Here is a 19954-nt window from a genome sequence, read left to right on the forward strand (position 1 = left end):
TTATTGCCTTGTCTAAGCGGCATGCTTTACTACAATGGCTAATTGAAAAAGAACTAGCGTGAGTTGACTGGAAGTTTTTATGTATAAATCGAGCACATTGGTGTGGCAAACATCTGCAACATCATTATTCAAAATTACTGTACTCACTTCCGCTCTAGCCGCGTTGGGAATGACCACAGGTTGTTCATCAACCCCTCAGACAAGCAAGGTTTCATCTTCAAAACAAGTGGGTTCAGGCCTTTTGGATGCAAACAGTCTGGATTCTCTGGAAGACCTGCTTTCCGCAACCGATATGCGTGCGGTGGAGGGCGACCGTCTTTTAGTCTTAAAACATGGTGATGTCTGGAAACGGATGACTGTGGGTTTCAAGATGGACTTAAACCATTGGGACTCGCGTATCGAGGCGCAGCGTAGCTGGTTTATTTCCCGTCAACCTTATCTGGACCGTTTAAGTGCGCGTGCCAGCCGTTATTTATACCACACTGTAAAAGAGGCTGAACGCCGTGGTATGCCGACTGAATTGGCACTTTTGCCCGTAATTGAAAGCTCTTATGACCCAGCGGCAACCAGTAGTGCGGCAGCCGCGGGTTTGTGGCAGTTTATTCCAAGTACGGGACGTATTTACGGTTTGCAGCAAACCAGTTTATATGATGGCCGCCGTGATGTGGTTGAGTCCACGCGTGCCGCTTATGAGTTTTTAGGCAGCTTATATAATCAATTTGGTTCTTGGGAACTGGCACTGGCTGCCTATAATGCAGGGCCAGGTCGAATCCAGCAGGCAATTAACCGTAATAAGGCGGCTGGGTTGCCAACTGACTACTGGTCCTTGAAATTGCCACAGGAAACCATGAACTATGTTCCCCGTTTTCTGGCAGTTGCACAAATTATTAAAAACCCCGGCGCTTATGGTGTGGCATTGCCTCCAATTGCCAACCGACCTCACTTTCGTGAAGTTGCTTTATCTGCACCGCTTGAGTTAAACCAGATTGCTTCAATTACGGGGCTAAGCCGCGCCGAACTGTATACATTGAACCCAGCCTACCGTGGTGAGATGGTTGACCCGATGAGTCCAATGCGCATCCTGATTCCTGCGGATTTAAGTCCATCGATTGATGGAAAATTACGTTCTGGCAAGGCAGGTTCTGGTGGATTCTGGGCAAGTAGTGCGTCGCCACCTGCAATGAACCCATTAACCAGCTCAACCACAGTACGCACAACCACCTCAACTATAGGCAATGTGGGGCAAATCGTTAAGCCATCCACCACACCACCGCCACCATTAACCACGAAGACCAATACTGTACCCGTTACCACCACAACAACAAAAACGCCGACCAAGATAGCCACTCCTATGGGGTCAAATGCCTTGGCCTCTTTTGCGGCGGCGGCGGATGTGCCGAGTGCACCGCGTATTCCTGTAGCGATTACACCAGCTCCAAATGTTAAACCTATTAGGATTGAACGGCCAATTTCAGTGCAGGAGCGTGAGCAGATTGTTGCTGCGGTGAAGCAAGAGGGTGAGAAAAAAACGGTAACACAAGTTCTGCAACCACAGGCAACACAGGCTGAAAAAGATCAGGTGGTTGCTGAAATTAAGGCCATTGCTCCACAGGGTACAGAAATTGTTGATCCATTTGATGGCAAGATTAAGCTGACCGCCATACAGACCAGCCAATCGGTTGCCGATCAGAAAGGTCAGGAAGTCAGCAAGGGCTTTGCTTATCCAAAAACCTTGGCTGAAAGCCCAGAAATTGCCAATAGTGATGAGGCCAAACGTAATCAGGGTAAGCCTTACATCAAGACCGATACCGATGTTGTGGTGGTCGCACCAAAAGGCAAGCGCAGTACCTATACCGTTCAGTCTGGCGATACGCTGGCCTCAATTGCCCAAAAGAATGGGGTGAATTGGCGTGACATTGCCCAATGGAACCAGATTGACCCAGCAGGTAAATTGTTTGTCGGGGCCAGTCTGTATCTCTATGATGCAAAACCACAAGCTGACACCTCCAAGGCGGTGGAAAGGAAGCCAGAAAGTTATGTGGTGCAGTCAGGTGATAGTCTGACCAATTTAGCGGCGCGTTTTGATCTAAGTCTCAAACAATTGGCTGACTATAATAATCTCTCTGTAACTGACGGCTTGTTTGTAGGGCAAAAGCTCACATTGGTTGAGCCTAAAACCAATACGCGTAACAATCAACAAACAGTACGTGTGCCAGAGACAAAGACATCCACAGCCCAAAAAGTGGCGACCAAGTCCTATACGGTGAAACGTGGTGAATATCTAAAACTGATTGCGGACCGCTATGCCTTGTCGAATCAGGAGCTGGCTGATTTAACGCCAGGACTGACATCGGGTAGCAACTTGTTGGTGGGGCAGAAAATTAATGTGCCCCTGCATGAAGTGTCACAAACTGAGGATAATGTCGAGCCTAAAAATACGGTTAAGTATGAAAATGTAAGCGCATCAACCAGCTACAAGACTGAGAACTACACGGTTCAACGTGGTGATACCTTATCCAGTATTGCGACAAAATCAAAAATCACCCTGAATGAATTGGCCGAGTTAAATAAGCTGAAATCCAATAGTGGTGTTCGTCTAGGGCAGACCATCAAGATTCCAGCAGGTTCAACTGTTCCTGAGCAATATGTGGTTCAGTCTGGCGACAGCCTCAATGCAATTGCCAGCAAATATGACCTGACCGTCAACTATATTGCGGACTTGAATGGACTGGAGAGAACGGCTGGTGTGCGTGTTGGTCAGCGTTTAAAACTCACGGGTGATGCGCCAACTAAAGCAAATAATAGTAGTGCTAATGCCAAAGCTAAAGAAGACAGTGTGCCAGATACTTACACAGTGAAGTCTGGAGATACTTTAACCAGTATTGCGAACCGCTATGCCTTACAGCTTGAAGATGTTGCTGCCTTAAACAACTTGTCTCGTGACAGTAATGTTCGTATTGGACAAAAACTTAAACTGGCAGGTGATGTGCCAAAAGCTGAATCTGCCAAAGCATATAATGGCAAGAGTGCTTCCAACATCAAGTCGGTATCGAGCAAGAACACTGAAAAATATACAGTGAAAGCAGGTGAGTCACTGAACAGCATTGCCAGCCGTTTAGGCATGTCTGGACGTGAACTGGCAGAGTTGAATGATCTAAAAGCCACTACCAGCCTGCAACGTGGTCAGAGTATCTCCATTCCAAAAACGGTAACAGAGTATAAGGTAAAACGTGGTGATACCTTGATTGGTCTGGCGAGTAAGTATGGCATGGAAATTAATGCACTGGCTGAGATGAATGATCTTACCCCAAAAACTCAATTGCGTATTGGTGATGTGATTAAAGTCCCGAACCTGTAATTGCGCATGATTGCGTTGCTTGCTAGCAAGAGGCTTAGTCTATTGTATGGACTAAGCCTTTTTGCTCAGTTCTCATTTGCAGCCGTACATACCACGCCTTATTTGGCAATGCATGTGACCCCAAAATACGCACAATTACACGCCATGCCTTATGCCAATCCGAATGCACCGAAAGGTGGAGTGCTTAGCCAATCCAGTCTGGGAACGTTTGACAATTTAAATAGCATGAATGGTAAAGGCAGTGCCACAGAGGGCGTGAATTATCTATTTGATAGTCTGATGGACCGTTCTTTGGATGAGCCACGGGTGATGTATCCCCTATTGGCCGAAAAAGTCAGTTATGATCCTGATGACCTGCGATTTGTAATTTTCCACCTCAATCCTAAAGCCCGTTTCAATAATGGTCAGCCTGTCACCGCAGACGATGTTAAATTTACTTTTGATACCTACCAGACCAAAGCCAATCTGGGTTTTCAAATGTATTTGTCCGATTTGGCAAAAACAGAAGTTATTTCCAGGTATCAGGTTAAATTTATTTTTAAATCCAGGAATAATGTGGAAATGCCGCTGATTGTGGCAAGCCTACCCATCTATTCCAAGCAGGACTGGAACAATAAAGATTTTACTCGGGTCACACTCCAACCCATCGTTGGCTCTGGTCCCTATATGCTGGAGCGTATTGATGCAGGGCGGAGTATAAGCTATAAACGTAGTCCAAATTATTGGGCCAGAGACTTGCCTGTCAATAAAGGGCGTTATAATTTTGATCGGCTGAAATATGTCTATTACCGTAATTTAGAGGTCAGTTTTGAGGGTTTTAAATCCCGACAATTTTATTTATACGAAGAAAAAAATATCCGTAACTGGATAACCGCTTACCATTTTCCAGCGATGCAATCGGGCTGGATCAAAAAGTATAAAGCCCGTCTAGGTACACCCTTAGATATTCAAAGTCTGGTATTTAATATTCGCCGTTCACCTTTAAATGATATTCATCTGCGTAAAGCTTTAACCTATGCCTACGATTTTGAATGGCAAAATAAAGCATTATTTTTTAATCAAAACCGACGTTTACAAAGCTATTTTGATAATACGGATTTGGCTGCAACAGGCAAGCCTAGTACAGCAGAATTAAACATCATTCAGCCTTTTCTGAAACGGCTTGATCCTGTCATGCGACAAGGTGTGTTGGCCGATTGGCATTATCCTGTATCGGATGGCAGCGGTTTTAACCGTCAGAATTTATTGATTGCCCAAAAAATTCTAAAAGATGCGGGCTATATGATTCGCAATGGCAAGTTATATGATCGGCAGGGCAAACTGATTCAAATTGAACTGCTCATGCAACTGGAAAATCCACAACGTGAGTTGATGCCCTTTGTACGTAATTTGAATCGTTTAGGGATTCAGGTCAAGCTGAGGCAAGTGGATGTGCCGCAGTATATGGAACGGATTCGCCGTCAGGACTTTGATATGATGGTGATGAAAATGCCACAGACTTTAACCCCAGGTAAGGAACAGGCGCAGTTTTGGAGCAGTGCTGCCGCAGATGAGTCGAATAACTATAATTATTCAGGAATTAAGAATCCTGCGATTGACCAGATGATTGACAAGATTGTGGCTGCCAAACGCCGTGATGAAGTAGTGCTGTATACCCGTGTGCTGGATCGTTTGTTGCGGGCAGGCTATTATCAAATCCTGACTTATGGCAAGCCTGAACGCTGGTTTGCCTATTGGGATATTTATCGACAGCCTCAAATCAAACCAAAGCTTTCAGTAGGTTGGGAGTATTGGTGGGTGGATGCAGATAAAGCCAGCAAGCTAGAACAAGCTATCCAAAAACATCAATGAAAATAATCAAGGATATTTAAATGTCTCACTATATTCTGAAAAGAATGTTATTGATGATTCCCACATTATTTTTCATTGTGTTGATTAACTTTATGATTGTGCAGATTGCGCCAGGTGGACCTGTCGAACAAGCCATTCAACAAATACAAAATGCACAGGGTTTAGGTACAGGAACAAGCGCTTCATCTAGCCTAAGTAACTTGGCGCAATATCAGGGCGCGCGTGGTCTCAGTCCTGAAATGGTTGATAAAATTAAAGCACAATATGGTTTTGATCGTCCTGCGTATGAACGTTTCTGGTTGATGATCAAGGGATATTTAACATTCGATTTTGGTACAAGCTTTTTTAAGGATAAACCTGTTACGCAACTGCTTTATGAAAAACTGCCTGTCACTTTGTCTCTAGGCTTGTGGAGCACTTTCCTGATTTACCTGATTGCGATTCCATTGGGGATGAAGAAAGCCAAAAAAAATGGTCTGGTGTTTGATCAATCGACTTCCTTGTTATTGGCTGTCAGTTATGCCATTCCATCGTTTGTGTTTGCCATTGTGTTGATTGTATTTTTTGCAGGTGGCAGTTATTTGCAATGGTTTCCATTACAAGGTCTGGTTTCAGAAAATTTTGCCCAACTCAGTCTATTGGAAAAAATTAAAGATTATCTCTGGCATATGTGCTTGCCGATTTTGAGTATGGTGTTAGGCAGTTTTGCAGCCTTGACCTATCTGACTAAATATTCATTTGTGGAAGAATTGCAAAAACCTTATGTGCTGACCGCACGGTCTAAAGGTTTAAGTGATCGTCAGGTGCTCTATGGTCATGTCTTTCGTAATGCAAGCTTGGTGATTGTGGCAGCTTTACCTGAAGCATTGGTCGGGATTTTCTTTGTCGGTAATTTATTTATCGAGATTATTTTTAATCTTGATGGCATTGGTTTATTAGGGTTTGAGGCGATTACTCAACGTGATTATCCAGTGATTTTCGGCACCTTATTTTTATTCAGCTTGTTTGGCATGATCCTGCGTTTAATTGGCGATTTGCTTTATCAAGTGATTGATCCTCGGATTGATTTTGAAGCAAGAGGTGGTAAATAATGTCGCCTTTAATGCAGCAGCGTTTCCATCGTTTTCGACAAAATAAATTGGGTTTTCGCTGTTTAATCGTATTTCTGATTATTTTTATCCTGTCTTTATGTGCGGAATGGCTTGCCAATGATCGTCCTTTATTGGTGCGTTATCAGCAGACATTTTATTTTCCAATTTTAAAAGATTATCCAGAAACGACTTTCGGTGGGCAATTTGAAACTGCAACCGATTATCAAGACCCAGCAGTCAAACAGTTGATTCAGCAACAAGGCTGGATGATTTCTCCGCCTGTGCCATTTTCCTATCAATCACCCAATTTATCTCTTGCCGTGCCGGTACCCTCAAAACCAAGCTTACAAAACTGGCTCGGAACTGATGATCAGGGGCGAGATGTATTTGCCCGAATCTTGTATGGGTTGCGGATTTCCTTATTGTTTGGATTGGCTTTGACTGTATGTTCGGCTGTGATTGGTATTATGGTTGGCGCAATACAAGGCTATTATGGAGGCTGGATTGATCTGATTGGACAACGCATTTTGGAAGTGTGGGGTGGTTTGCCCATGCTGTTTATCGTGATGATTCTGGTGAGTATGTTTAGCCCTAGCGTGTATTGGCTTTTTCTGATTATGCTACTGTTTGGCTGGACAGAACTGGTGGGATTGGTGCGTGCTGAATTTTTACGTGCCCGAAATTTTGATTATGTGAGGGCTGCGCAAGCGTTGGGCGTGAGTGATAGTCAGATTATTTTCAAGCATATTTTACCCAATGCCATGAGTTCCAGTCTGTCGCAGATTCCCTTTATGCTGACTGCCAATATCATTGCCTTAACTGCGCTAGACTTCTTGGGTTATGGTCTACCGCCTGATGCCGCGTCGTTAGGTGAACTCTTGTTACAAGGCAAAAATAATCTGGAGGCACCGTGGCTGGTGTTATCTGGCTTTTTTACTTTGGCGATTGTGTTGTCCATGTTGATTTATATTGGGGAGGCGGCCCGTGACGCATTTGACCCAAGACGTTAAGCCGTTGTTAAAAGTACAGCAGCTTTGCATTGTCAATGAAACAGGGCAGGCCTTGCTGGATGATTTAAATTTCGGGCTCTATCCAGCTCAGACGTTGGCAATGGTGGGCGAAAGTGGTTCGGGTAAATCCATCAGTGCTTTGGGATTATTGGGTTTATTGCCTGAAACTTTAATTGTGCAAGGTGTGGTGCAATTTAAAAATGATGATCTATTAAAGCTTAGCCAGCAACAATTACAGCAGCTTCGTGGCAAAGGTATTGCCATGATTTTTCAGGAACCCATGACCGCACTCAATCCATTACATAAGGTGGAAAAGATCGTTGGTGAAAATCTGATTTTGCAAGGTCTGTCCAAAGCAGAAGCTCAGCAAAAAGTGATCAATTTACTACATGATGTGGGCATTGAGGATGCACAGCAGATTCTAAAATGCTATCCACATCAGCTTTCGGGTGGGCAACGACAGCGTGTCATGATTGCAATGGCGCTGGCTTTAGAACCTGATATTTTAATTGCCGATGAACCCACCACCGCTTTAGATGTGATGTTGCAGGCACAGATTTTGGAATTACTTAAAAAGCTGCAACAGCAACGCAACATGGCGATGATTTTGATTAGCCATGACCTCAATCTGGTCAAACGTTATGCTGATCATGTGCTGGTTTTGAATAAAGGCAAAGTCGAAGAGCAAGGTACAATTGCTGAAATTTTTGACCAGCCAAAAACGGAATGTACCCGAAATTTACTCAATCACGATTTTGGACAGGCTTTGGTATTGGAATCAGCAGAAACGTTATTAAGGCTTGAATATGTCACGGTAAAATATCCAATTAAACACGGCTTATTCAACCAGATTAAGTACGATAAAGTAGCAGCCGAAGCGATTAATCTGGAATTAATGCAGGGTGAGGCATTAGGCATCGTCGGGGAGAGTGGTTCGGGAAAATCTTCTTTGGCCCTGGCGATTGCACGTCTGATTGCCAGTGAGGGAGACATTATTTTTCAGGGCAAAAATTTAAACCAATTGAATCAAAAACAACTTAGACCTTTACGAAGTGATTTTCAGATCGTATTTCAAGACCCTTTGAGCAGCTTAAATCCACGTATGACAGTTGAACAGATCATTGGGGAGGGCTTAAAGCTTAGATCAATTTCCAAAATATTGATTACAAATAAAATTGAAGAAGTACTGAGTAAAGTTGAATTATCAATAGAGTCTAAGCATTCATATCCACATCAACTGTCTGGTGGGCAACGGCAAAGAGTGGCATTGGCAAGGGCTTTGGTGTTACAACCCAAACTTATTATATTGGATGAACCCACCTCAGCACTGGATCGCAGTACACAGCGTGCCATGATTCAATTGTTACGCCGATTACAGCAGCAAGACCAGATCAGTTACATCTTTATCAGTCATGACTTACAAGTCATTCAAGCGCTCTGCCAAAAGATCATGGTCATGCGCCAAGCCAAAGTTGTGGAATATCAAGCAACAGCACTTCTGTTTAACCAGCCTCAAACTGAATATACACAACAGTTGATCACAGCCAGCCAGTACGGAGCATCTTGTAATTAAACTGACATATGATATTGTCAATTTATCGGAAGATAGCTTGACATCAACAATAATCAGATTAAATTGGAGTAAATACTCTAATTGTAGCAGAGGATGACCATGAGTCAGATTGCAGACAGTATCCAGATTCGTAATACCACATTTAAAAACCGTATTATCAAAGGTGCCATGAGTGAAGCACTTGCCAACCATGATGGACAACCGAATGATTTGCATATCGGTTTATATGAGGCTTGGGCAAAGGGTGGTTTAGGTTGTGCCATTACAGGCAATGTGATGGTGAGTATCGCTGCCAAGAATGAACCTGGTGTGGTTGTAATTGAAACTGAACGTGATTTGGCAAAATTACAGCAGTGGGCGGCAGTGGGTAAAAAATACGGGATGGTACAATTGATTCAATTGTCACATCCAGGTCGTCAATGTCCAAAAGGTTTGAATAAGGAAACGGTTGCACCTTCGGCTGTGCCATTTAGCCCAATGCTGGCCACCATGTTTGGTACGCCTCGTGAACTAAAACATGAAGAAATTCTGGATATTATCCAGCGTTTTGCCACAGCAGCAGCCATTTGTGAAAAAGCAGGTTTTGAGGGCGTGCAACTACACGGTGCGCATGGTTATCTGATCAGTCAATTTTTATCCCCATTGACCAATAAACGTACTGATCAATGGGGCGGTTCAATCGAAAATCGCAGCCGTTTCTTATTAGAAATTTATAAGGCAGTACGTGCTGCGACTTCAGAAAACTTCATTATTTCAGTCAAACTCAACTCGGCTGATTTCCAGCGTGGCGGCATTACTGAAGAGGATGTCATCACCGTATTCAAGGCAATTGATGCCGCAGGGATTGACCTGATTGAAATCTCAGGTGGAACCTACGAAGCGCCTGCAATGGCAGGCGCAAAAGCTGAATCACGTAAAGCTAGCACCATTGCACGTGAGGCTTATTTCCTTGAGTTTGCTGAAAAGATTCGCCAGCATGTATCGTGTAAGTTGATGGTAACAGGTGGCTTCCGTACCGTTGCAGGCATGAATGCTGCACTTGTAAGTGGCGCATGTGACTTTATTGGTATTGCCCGTCCATTGGCAGTTGAAACTGATTTAACAGATCGTTTAATTGCGGGCAATGATGTGCGTTATGCCGTAAACCAGATTAAAACAGGCATCCCAATGGTTGATAAAATGGCCATTATGGAAATTATCTGGTATGCAGCACAGTTTAAGGCGATTGGGCAAGGTAAAAAGCCAAATCCTAAATTATCGCCTTTAATCGTGTTCCTGAATTACGCCAAAGGCAATATTAAGGCAGTGATCAAAGGACAGGTGAATTCACGTAAATCAGCATAATATTTTAGGACTCTTCGGAGTCCTTTATTTTGAGCGAAAAAAAAAGCCACTGTCTCATTGATGCAGTGGCCTTTTAATATTTGGCGTCCCTACGGGGATTCGAACCCCGGTTACCGCCGTGAAAGGGCGATGTCCTAACTTTGCCCCTTGTTTACATTTCTATAAAAACTTCCCTTACAATGTGTCTTTTGATATGGGGAAGTTTTGATGACTTGGATAATTGTTTTAATCGTTATATTCGCAATCGTTGGCATTTTATTAGGCAGTGCAAACAAAGGCAAAAAAGGAGGGAAGCGCAGCCCAATCAAGGGTAAACGCATCATCACAATGAATGAACAGCCAACATTTTTAAGATTGAGGGAGGCATTACCTGAACACATTGTCTTGGCACAAGTTGCATTTAGTGCATTTATGACAGCAAGCGGATATGCAACACGTAATCTATTCAATCGAAAAGTGGCTGACTTTGTTGTGTTAGACAAGCAGTTCAACATTGTTGCAATTGTTGAGCTGGATGATTCATCACACAAAGGCAAAGAGGATAAAGATGCAGACAGAGACGCTTTAGTTGCAGAAGCAGGTTTTCGAGTGATTCGATATAAGCGAACACCTGATCTGGAACAAGTAAGGGCTGACTTCAACATTTAAACCTCCAAAGGCTTGGCTAATGCCAAGCCTTTTCTTTTTTGCAAAACCTGACAAATTGGTCAGAATCAAGAGGTGAGGAAATGCTCAAAGACATCATCGAGATGAATAAAATTCGATTTGGAAGCTATGAAAAATTAGCTGAAAGATTGGATATTGATCCAACAGTTATATGCCACTGGAAGGCAGGAAGAAGAAAGCCAACAACTACACAGATTATGCAAATGGCTGATTTTATTGGATATGAACCACTACATGTTTTATGCTTGGTTATGGCTGAGCTCGATACCGAGCATAAAACACTGTGGGAAAAATGGCGTCCCTACGGGGATTCGAACCCCGGTTACCGCCGTGAAAGGGCGATGTCCTAGGCCTCTAGACGATAGGGACTTCTTGAGGTGCATGTATATTAGGGTTCCGTCACCAAAGTGTCAAGAAGATGGGGAGACAGTTTGTTCAAAATATAGCAAAACAGTTCAGCCGTCTTTTGGGTATCGTATAGGGCGGAATGTGCCTCCTTGCCATCAAACTCAATCCCCGCCTGAATACACGCCCGCGCCAACACAGTTTGGCCAAACATGACCGCACTGAGTGTTACGGTATCAAACACAGAGAAGCTATGAAAAGGATTCTGGTTCTTTGTTCCAGTACGGGCAATTGCCGCCTGCAAGAAACCTAAATCAAAATGGGCATTGTGTCCGACCAAAACCGCATGGGTACAGTGCTGAGCCTTGCGAACCTCGTTCAATGATTTGAAAATACGTTTCAATGCACCACGTTCGTCTTCTGCCATTGCCACACGCATGGGGTTAAATGGATCAATCCCAATAAAATCTAAAGAACGGCGGTCAAGGTTCGCTCCCTCAAAAGGATTGATATGGGCATGAAATGATGGTCCAGGAATAAATTGCCCTTGTTCATCATAGATAATTGGAATACATGCGATTTCCAGAAGTGCATCGGTTTGTGCATTAAAACCTGCTGTCTCCACATCAACAACAACAGGTAGGAATCCACGAAAACGCTGGGCAATTACAGGAGCTTTACTTTCTGCTTGTGTCACACTTTTCTCCATTGCAGTGTTTTTCCTGCATGAAGTGGAATAATTTTCTGACCATCAAGATAGTCAAATGATTCAGCTACGGTATTTTCTTCCTTGACCAGCGTGATGGTAGAGGTATTGCGTGGCAAACCATAGAAGTCAGCACCGAATATGCTAGCAAAACCCTCTAGGCGCTCTAATTTACCCACTTGGTCAAATGCCTGAGCATACAATTCAATCGCATTCGGTGCACTATAGCAACCTGCACAACCACAGGCATTTTCCTTGGCATGTTGTGCATGAGGTGCACTGTCTGTCCCTAGGAAGAATTTTGGATTACCGCTGGTTGCAACTTCCAGTAATGTGGTTTGATGAGTTTGACGCTTTAAAATCGGCAGGCAGTAAAAATGTGGCTTGACCCCACCAACCAACATATCATTACGGTTAAACAATAAATGTTGTGGAGTGATGGTCGCGGCAACATTGCGATCCTGCTCAAGCACAAAATTGGCTGCATCGCTGGTGGTGATGTGTTCCAATACCACCTTTAATTTTGGAAACTGTTTGAGTAGTGGTGAGAGGATTTCATCAAGGAAACGTTTTTCACGGTCAAAAATATCAACATGGTTGTGTGTTACTTCACCATGTAATAGTAAAGGCACCTGATGTTCTTCAAGCTGTTCAATTACTGCATACACCTTACGGATATCGCTGACACCATTGTCCGAATTTGTGGTGGCGCCAGCAGGATAAAGCTTGATGGCATTCACAAATTCAGAGTCTTTAATTTTACGAACTTCGTCTGGAGGGGTATGATCAGTAAAATACAGCACCATACGTGGATCGAAATGGAGCCCCTCTGGCACATGGGCAAGAATACGCTCGCGGTATGCCAAAGCTTCTTCTACAGTTTTGACTGGTGGAACAAGGTTCGGCATACAAATCGCGCGTGCAAATTGTTTTGCCAAATCAGGTACAGTGCGTTTTAGGGCTAAACCATCACGCAAATGTGCGTGCCAATCGTCTGGTTGTAAAAGTGTAAGAGTATTCAAGGCGTACTTCAAACTTAAAAATAATACAAATAATAATGCATATAGTGTGAAAATGGTAACTACAATTATGGATAAGTGGTTAACCAAAGCACATGACAAAATGCGATTTTGTGTTATTTTTATGCGGCATAAGAATAGTGCATTATAAAAAGAGTATTGAGGATGGATAACCAGTATGATCTTGATCAATTACGGAGGTCAAAAGAGGATCTAGAGCAGCTTGTTGCCCAGCATTTTAAATCAAATAACCGGCAGACCTTGCTCCCTAAAAAGTTGGAAGATGAGTTTTGGGCATTCAATATTGACCGAACACGTGTCAATGCCATTCAGTTTTTTGGTCAGGGTGTGATTACCTATACCATTTTTGTACTGTTGATCTTGCCCTCCAATTATTTTGTTCTTCGTGAAAGTCCACATTTTGTTCTCGATTTTATCTACAGCATTTTAAGTTTAATTGTTGTGGGGGCCGCACTGTTTTTATTCTGGGCCTTTTCCCGTTTTAGAAACCTAAGAGTTTTCTTTTATCCAGCCGCTTGTACGATTGTTTTTTTTACCATTGTACTGACTTCATCGCTGATGATCGGGGTCTCCAATGTGGTGTTGCAGAACCAGGCAATGGTGCTGGTTGCTTTCTTATACATGCTGGGCTTTATCCTGAGTGGTATCAAACCCTTGCATATGTTGTGGATCGGTTCTTTCGCGGCAATTGTTAGCCTGTTTTTTCTTTATTTTTTAAATATTCCCTATGACCTTTTGATGATAGGTCGGACCTTTATTGGAAGCCTGCTCCTGGGTTTTTCCATCAGTGTAATGCTGAATTCTAAAGAGCAACGGATTTTTATAAAATCAAAAATATCTGAGATTGATGAGAAAATTCTACGCTTACAGGCCTCCGAACTGCTCCATCTAAGTCAGCATGATGAACTGACCAATGTGTCGAATCGTCGTACTTTTGAGGAAATGTTTACCCATTACTATAACCTGGCATGTAAGGAAAGCACGTCGTTATCTGTGCTGTTTATCGATATTGATTATTTTAAAAACTACAATGATTTTTATGGTCATCAGATGGGGGATCAGGTGATTTCTGAAGTCGCAAAAACCATAAAAAGTTCGATTCGCCATATGGATTTTATTGCACGTTATGGGGGAGAGGAATTTGTGGTGCTGTTGCCTGAAACTTCTGCTCAAGGTGCGTATGCGGTTGCAACCAATATTTACCGCGCCATTGACCGATTAATGATTGTACATGAGAAATCACTGGTCTCTAATTATGTCACCATTAGTTTGGGCATTACGGTTTTTAATGGTAATCCTAAAATCAGTCAGGATTTCCTGATTCAGACTGCGGACAAGGCATTATATCGGGCCAAGCAGTTAGGCCGTAATCAAATTTACTATCAACCATTGCCTATTGTTGAATAAAACTTGGCAATTAAAAAACCGAATATTAGTAAACAATATTCGGTTTTAATTTACTTGGAATAACCCTGAAATTATTCAAGGAATTTTACGGTTACACCTGAACGGACTTTATTCCCCAAGTCATTGGCATCCCAGTTGGTTAAACGGATACAACCATGTGAGGCGGTCTTGGAAATTAATGATGGGTTTGGCGTACCATGAATACCAAATGATTTTTTACTTAAACCAATCCAGATATTGCCCACAGGTGCGTTGGGACCAGGTGGCAAGGTCAGTGGCTTAAGGTTTTTCCCCTGAACAAAGTTGGATGGTGAGTAGCTATAGTATGGGTTTTTCGCAACACCGACCACTTTATAGGTACCTGTTGGAGAAGGCGTGTCAGCACTGCCAATTGTCGCAGGAAATGAAGCAATCATTTGGTTACGGCTATTAAACAGATAAAGCTGTTTTGCGCCTTTATGTGCCACGATTAAATGGATGTCTTCAGGCAAGTCGTTACGCACATTGGCAACAACGATTTTTTCACCTGGTTTTTTGAATGTTGCGTTTGGGTTTAACTGTCTCAGGAATTTTTCATCCATATGAAACTTTTCACCGAGCATTTCTGTCACGCGTGTGTAGTAAAGGCCTTTCATTTTAGCTTGCAGCGCATAATCTGATGGGATTGAGTCTGCATAAGGGCCCTTAAAATCAGCATCGGTTGTGGTGTATTCAACATAGGCTGGTTTGGTTTGCTTGGAAACCAGTGCATCCCATGTTTCCTTGGTGAGTTCACCTGTTGGGGTGATGCCATTCATTTGCTGGAATGACGCAATCGCTTTCAGCGTGTTTTTACCATTGGCACCATCAATCGCACCTGGTGACGCATGTGCATTGTTCAGCATGACATGGGCACGTGCATAAGCAGGAGATTGGCCTTTTGGCATATTCTCAGACCACTCGGCATTATTAAGCGAGTCTAGGTTCCAGCTTGTAGACACTGACTTGGATGTTGCTGCTGAATCTGGGGCTTTTTCCAGATTCTGGGAAACGGTTGAGGCGGCATTATTGGGTTGTGGTTCAGAAGCCGCCTGTGGTTCTGAGGCTGCCTGCGCAACCGCACTTGAAGATGACGCAACATTAATTGCTAAAGGATCAATTGGATCTTCAACTGAGGTCGAAATTTTTTTGGGATTTAAAGGTTGCTCAGTTGTTGGTGCAGCTAAAGCAACATTAATCAGAATAGAACTTAAACTCACAGCGAGTAATGAGCGAACAAACATGCAATTTAACCTTAAGAATTATTCATATTGAGATTGAGGGTCTGTCAACGTTTCACACATACTTGCGACAGAAGACATTTTTTAGACGGTACAAGGCATGACTTATGAAATTTAGCTATTCTAAATGAATAAGGCATAACGCAGTAGCGGCAAAAAATGTCCCTGTCCCGCAGGGTTATGGCTAAAAATTCCCTAAACTGCGTTATGAAACTTGACAAGGGAGTCACCATTGCCTGCGTTTCATGCCTTGTTTATGTCGTTTTAGCCTATAACGCAAGGCATGGCTGAAATGTTGACAGACCCTAACATATTACAAGTATTACAGAAAATAATTACGCTTGCAGTAGCAGTTTTGTGTCAAAGCGAAATTTTTGTTTAAAGGTGTAATGTTTGTATGGAATTGAAATTATAAATTCCAGGCTAACTTTGTTATGATGCGTTCCACATGAAAGAATTTAGAGATTGGTCATGACAACGTTGAAAAATGATCGTTTTTTACGAGCTTTATTACGTGAACCTGTAGACACCACACCTGTATGGATGATGCGTCAGGCAGGGCGTTATTTACCAGAATATCGAGAAACTCGCGCACAGGCAGGGGATTTCCTATCTCTATGTAAAAATACAGAATTTGCCTGTGAAGTTACTTTGCAGCCTTTACGCCGTTATGAACTGGATGCCGCAATTCTATTTTCTGATATTTTAACCGTGCCTGATGCGCTGGGATTGGGATTGTATTTTGAGACGGGGGAAGGGCCAAAGTTTCATAAAACAGTACGTACGGAACAGGATGTCGCCAACCTGCCGAAAATCAATGCCAAGTCTGACCTGGCCTATGTTATGAATGCCGTTTCAGCCATTCGATCTGCTTTAAGCGGACAAGTGCCTTTAATCGGTTTTTCTGGAAGCCCATGGACTTTAGCCACTTATATGGTGGAAGGCGGTTCCAGCAAGGAATTTCGCTTTATCAAGAATATGATGTATGCACAGCCAGAAGTGTTACATGCCTTACTTGATCATTTAGCCGACTCAGTGATTGATTACCTCAATGCACAGATTGATGCAGGCGCACAGGCCATTCAGATTTTTGATAGTTGGGGGGGCGCGCTGGCACATCGGGAATATATTGAATTTTCATTGAACTATATGACCAAGATCATTGCTGGGCTTCAGCGTGAAAAAGATGGCCACCGTATTCCGATTATTGTCTTTACCAAAGGTGGTGGACAATGGCTGGAAGCCATGCTGACAACAGGTGCAGATGCATTTGGACTGGACTGGACAACGCCACTTTATACTGCAAGAGACGTGGTTGCAGAACGAGCCGCCTTGCAGGGGAATATTGACCCAGCTACGCTTTATGGTTCGACGGCATCCATTGAAAAATCGGTCAAAGCCATGCTGGATGATGCCTACAGCAATGGTGAAAAAACAGGTTATATTGCTAATTTAGGGCATGGTATTACCCAATGGGTCGATCCAGCCCAACCAAAGATTTTTGTGGATACCGTACATGAATATAGCGCGAAATATCTAGGCTGATATTTAAAAGGCATTTCAAGGCTAAACCAGCTAGGATCAGTTTTGTGCAGTTGATTGTATTACCAATAAATTTTATCAGTACGGCAGCTTCGGCTGCCTTATTTGGATTGCTGCTTTTAATTGCTTTTGCAATGACTGCACCGATGGGAAGCCAGGAATATTACGGTTTTTACCGTTATGACTATTTGTTGTTTTATGCGCTGATGATCCAGATTTGCCTGCTGTATTTAAAACTTGAATCCTGGGATGAAGCCAAGGTCATTGCCTTATTCCATATTATGGCGATGGGGATGGAGATTTTTCTGACGCATCCTGCAATTGCATCATGGCAATATCCTCAGCCTGCCATCTTTAAGTTGCTTACGGTGCCATTATTTGCGGGTTTTATGTATTCTGCGGTCGGCAGCTTTTTTGCAAGGTCACTCCGCCTGTATCAGGTGTCTTTTGAAAATCTCCCCCAGTTTGGCAATATGTTGTGCCTGGCAGTTTTGTCTTATTTAAATTTCATGACCAAATTCTTTATTCCTGATATTCGTATGGGATTATTTATCTGGAGTGTGGTGATTTTCTGGAAAACAAAACTGTATTTTCAACTCGCCCAACATCGTTTCAAGGTTCCGATGCTGCCGATTTTGCTGATACTCGCATTCCTGATCTGGATTGCTGAAAATATCAGTACTTTCTATAAAATCTGGCTTTATCCAAGTCAGGTTGATGCATGGCATATGGTGGGCTGGGGGAAACTGGGTTCCTGGTATTTACTGTTATTACTGAGTCTGGTTCTGGTGCTCAAGATATTGGGGAAACGTGATCAAGATGGGACTTGGCGATTGCATTAGTCAACAATGCTTTATGTATTCTTGAGGATTTTGAAACTATCGCACCTCATGTTTGAATTCGCCCTGGTTTTTCTAAGACTTGAAAAGCATTTGATCAAGGCATGCAGAATTGATCAAACATCCACAATCACATAATACTTTTTAACCGCTTCAACCACTTCAAATGTGCCAATAAATGCAGGTGGAATAATCCCTGCATTTCCAGCAGCCACTTCAATAAACGTATTGGTCTGTGCATCATGGATACGTACAACACCTTCAATCACCTGAAAAAATTCCTGTTTATTGTCAGCAAACACAATATTCCATGCACCCACTTCACATTGCCAAATTCCACAACTCATATGAGGATGTTCATATAAGCTATAGGTCAGGCGTTCTGGGTTGCCTTTAACCAAGCGATCAGGACGAGGGTGGTCAATACTGGCTTCACCCTGAGTAAGCTGTCCCTGACCAGCGAGATAAATGGATGACATGGTAAATACTCAGATCAATAACTTTCAGGAACCGCACTTAAAAACTCACGGCGAGTTTCCTTGTCCGTCTTAAAATCACCAATAAACGAAACAGTACGGGTGGTGGATTCCTGCTTGCCAACACCACGCATCATCATGCACATATGCGCTGAATCAATCACCACAGCAACACCACGTGCCTGAGTCACTTCAGCAACCGCTTCTGCGATTTGCTGGGTCAAGTTTTCCTGAATCTGTAAACGACGGGCAAACATTTCTGTAATGCGGGCAAACTTGGATAAACCGAGCACCTGACCTTCAGGTAAATACGCAATGTGCACACGGCCATAGAAAGGCAGCAGATGGTGTTCACACAATGAATAAAACTCGATATTTTTGACCAATACCATTTCATGGTTATCGGATGGGAAAACCGCACTATTGGTCACTTCCTCAAGCGTTTTGCTATAGCCAGAAGTTAAAAAAGAAAAAGCTTTAGCCGCACGCATGGGTGTATCTTTTAGGCCTGGGCGATTTAAATCTTCACCAACGGCAGTTAAGATATTTGCGTACGATTGCTGCATAGACATAACAATGTTCACTTAGGTGGATTGAACAAAACGGCAATTGTATCAGAAAACGATTAAAAAACTTAGTTTTGATGCAATTGCCGATTACTGATTGTACTTTGGATTTTTTTCAGCACGTTTCAGCAGCACCAAAACTGCACCTGTACCACCCTGATTTTCAGGTGCGCTGACAAAAGCCAGCACGTCACGGTGTTGTCTCAGCCAACCATTGACATAGGTTTTTAAAATCGCTTCTGGACCTTTGCCATGTACAATTTTAATGACATTCTGATTTTCATCTTTTGCAATCTGGATAATTTGCAAAACGGCTGACCGTGCCTGCTCAACGGTACAGCCATGCAAATCGACTGCCTCAAACCAGCGCATTTTGCCTGCTTTTAAATCCTCAAAAACTTTATGCTGCAAGGTTGCAATCCGATAGCTTAAAGAAGCTTGGCTTGAAACAGGATTCAGGATGGCCTGGGTATCTGAAATCTCAGTATGTTCCTGTTCGGCAGAACCCTCAGCCGCGGCCCGTTTTGCCAATGTCTGGGCATCCACTTTTTTGCTGCGGGTGGTTTTGGTATTGGCAATATTATCATTGGCGATAGGTTTTACACCGACCAGTGCTTTTTTAAAAAGCTCGGTATCTTCCAGCTCTTCAACAGCAACCTGAGTTTTTTTTGACTCAGCCTGTTTGGCAACCGCGCTGGATTGAGGGTTGGAAATTTGCTTTTTAAATTGTTTTAACAATTGTTGCTGTGACTTGGAGAGGGAAGAATCGTTACTCATAGGTCTCGAAAAATCTAAATTTGTCTGCGTCATTATATTGCATTCAATGTAATTTTACTTGTAATTATAGTAACATACGAACAAAAGATGAGTTTTAAATAGGT

Annotated in this window: 15 protein-coding genes, 1 tRNA gene and 1 pseudogene; 10 read left to right on the plus strand and 7 right to left on the minus strand. The window is 42.9% G+C overall.

Translation table 11 applies throughout. From position 1 onward, the window contains the following. Window positions 1-79 precede the first annotated feature (79 nt). The 7 genes and pseudogenes from F967_RS05200 to F967_RS05230 all read left to right on the plus strand — a co-directional run. Window positions 80-3358: a LysM peptidoglycan-binding domain-containing protein gene (locus F967_RS05200; protein WP_004798631.1), complete on the plus strand. Its 3279-nt coding sequence runs from the start codon at window positions 80-82 to the stop codon at window positions 3356-3358. 6 nt (window positions 3359-3364) lie between these two features. Further along, window positions 3365-5209 (plus strand): extracellular solute-binding protein, encoded by a 1845-nt coding sequence (locus tag F967_RS05205; protein WP_004798632.1) that lies wholly within the window; start codon window positions 3365-3367, stop codon window positions 5207-5209. 20 nt (window positions 5210-5229) lie between these two features. Next, a complete protein-coding gene (gene yejB / locus F967_RS05210; RefSeq protein WP_004681260.1) occupies window positions 5230-6300 on the plus strand; it encodes a microcin C ABC transporter permease YejB in 1071 nt (356 codons plus the stop codon). Then, window positions 6300-7310 (plus strand): ABC transporter permease, encoded by a 1011-nt coding sequence (locus F967_RS05215; RefSeq protein WP_004776817.1) that lies wholly within the window; start codon window positions 6300-6302, stop codon window positions 7308-7310. The genes yejB and F967_RS05215 overlap by 1 nt, the downstream gene beginning before the upstream one ends. Beyond that, window positions 7285-8883, plus strand: coding sequence for a dipeptide ABC transporter ATP-binding protein (locus tag F967_RS05220; RefSeq protein ID WP_004798634.1), 1599 nt, complete (start codon window positions 7285-7287; stop codon window positions 8881-8883). The genes F967_RS05215 and F967_RS05220 overlap by 26 nt, the downstream gene beginning before the upstream one ends. A gap of 99 nt (window positions 8884-8982) precedes the next feature. Next, on the plus strand, window positions 8983-10227 hold the full coding sequence (locus tag F967_RS05225) for an NADH:flavin oxidoreductase/NADH oxidase family protein (protein WP_004798635.1): 1245 nt from the start codon (window positions 8983-8985) through the stop codon (window positions 10225-10227). 207 nt (window positions 10228-10434) lie between these two features. After that, window positions 10435-10872: pseudogene (locus F967_RS05230) on the plus strand (DUF2726 domain-containing protein); the annotation flags it as partial. Between the two features lie 314 nt (window positions 10873-11186). On the opposite strand, the gene F967_RS05235 reads toward F967_RS05230, so the two are convergent. The 3 genes from F967_RS05235 to pyrC form a co-directional block, all read right to left on the minus strand. Continuing rightward, window positions 11187-11262: transfer RNA gene (locus F967_RS05235), tRNA-Glu, on the minus strand. A gap of 19 nt (window positions 11263-11281) precedes the next feature. After that, window positions 11282-11947 (minus strand): ribonuclease T, encoded by a 666-nt coding sequence (rnt, locus tag F967_RS05240; RefSeq protein ID WP_004681252.1) that lies wholly within the window; start codon window positions 11945-11947, stop codon window positions 11282-11284. After that, window positions 11932-12966, minus strand: a complete 1035-nt coding sequence (gene pyrC / locus F967_RS05245) for a dihydroorotase (RefSeq protein ID WP_034431051.1) — start codon at window positions 12964-12966, stop codon at window positions 11932-11934. Before pyrC ends, rnt begins: the two co-directional genes overlap by 16 nt. Window positions 12967-13128: 162 nt before the next feature. Here pyrC and F967_RS05250 point away from each other — a divergent pair, with 162 nt between their 5' ends. Further along, a complete protein-coding gene (locus tag F967_RS05250; protein ID WP_004759642.1) occupies window positions 13129-14391 on the plus strand; it encodes a diguanylate cyclase in 1263 nt (420 codons plus the stop codon). 71 nt (window positions 14392-14462) lie between these two features. Here the strand turns inward: F967_RS05250 and F967_RS05255 are convergent, their stop codons facing one another. After that, window positions 14463-15653: a L,D-transpeptidase family protein gene (locus tag F967_RS05255; protein ID WP_004681248.1), complete on the minus strand. Its 1191-nt coding sequence runs from the start codon at window positions 15651-15653 to the stop codon at window positions 14463-14465. A gap of 468 nt (window positions 15654-16121) precedes the next feature. Here F967_RS05255 and hemE point away from each other — a divergent pair, with 468 nt between their 5' ends. Continuing rightward, window positions 16122-17195 (plus strand): uroporphyrinogen decarboxylase, encoded by a 1074-nt coding sequence (gene hemE / locus F967_RS05260; RefSeq protein WP_004759646.1) that lies wholly within the window; start codon window positions 16122-16124, stop codon window positions 17193-17195. A gap of 44 nt (window positions 17196-17239) precedes the next feature. Further along, window positions 17240-18034, plus strand: coding sequence for a DUF817 domain-containing protein (locus tag F967_RS05265; RefSeq protein WP_004759648.1), 795 nt, complete (start codon window positions 17240-17242; stop codon window positions 18032-18034). 113 nt (window positions 18035-18147) lie between these two features. Here the strand turns inward: F967_RS05265 and F967_RS05270 are convergent, their stop codons facing one another. The 3 genes from F967_RS05270 to F967_RS05280 all read right to left on the minus strand — a co-directional run bounded on the left by F967_RS05270 (window position 18148) and on the right by F967_RS05280 (window position 19850). After that, window positions 18148-18510, minus strand: a complete 363-nt coding sequence (locus tag F967_RS05270) for a cupin domain-containing protein (protein ID WP_004759650.1) — start codon at window positions 18508-18510, stop codon at window positions 18148-18150. A 14-nt stretch (window positions 18511-18524) separates the two neighbouring features. Then, window positions 18525-19073 (minus strand): GTP cyclohydrolase I FolE, encoded by a 549-nt coding sequence (gene folE / locus F967_RS05275; RefSeq protein WP_171055691.1) that lies wholly within the window; start codon window positions 19071-19073, stop codon window positions 18525-18527. 90 nt (window positions 19074-19163) lie between these two features. Then, entirely contained in the window at window positions 19164-19850 is a 687-nt protein-coding gene (locus F967_RS05280; RefSeq protein ID WP_034431054.1) for a Smr/MutS family protein, read from the minus strand. Window positions 19851-19954 lie beyond the last annotated feature (104 nt).

The organism is Acinetobacter sp. CIP 102637, assembly GCF_000368425.1.
Taxonomy (GTDB): domain Bacteria; phylum Pseudomonadota; class Gammaproteobacteria; order Pseudomonadales; family Moraxellaceae; genus Acinetobacter; species Acinetobacter parvus.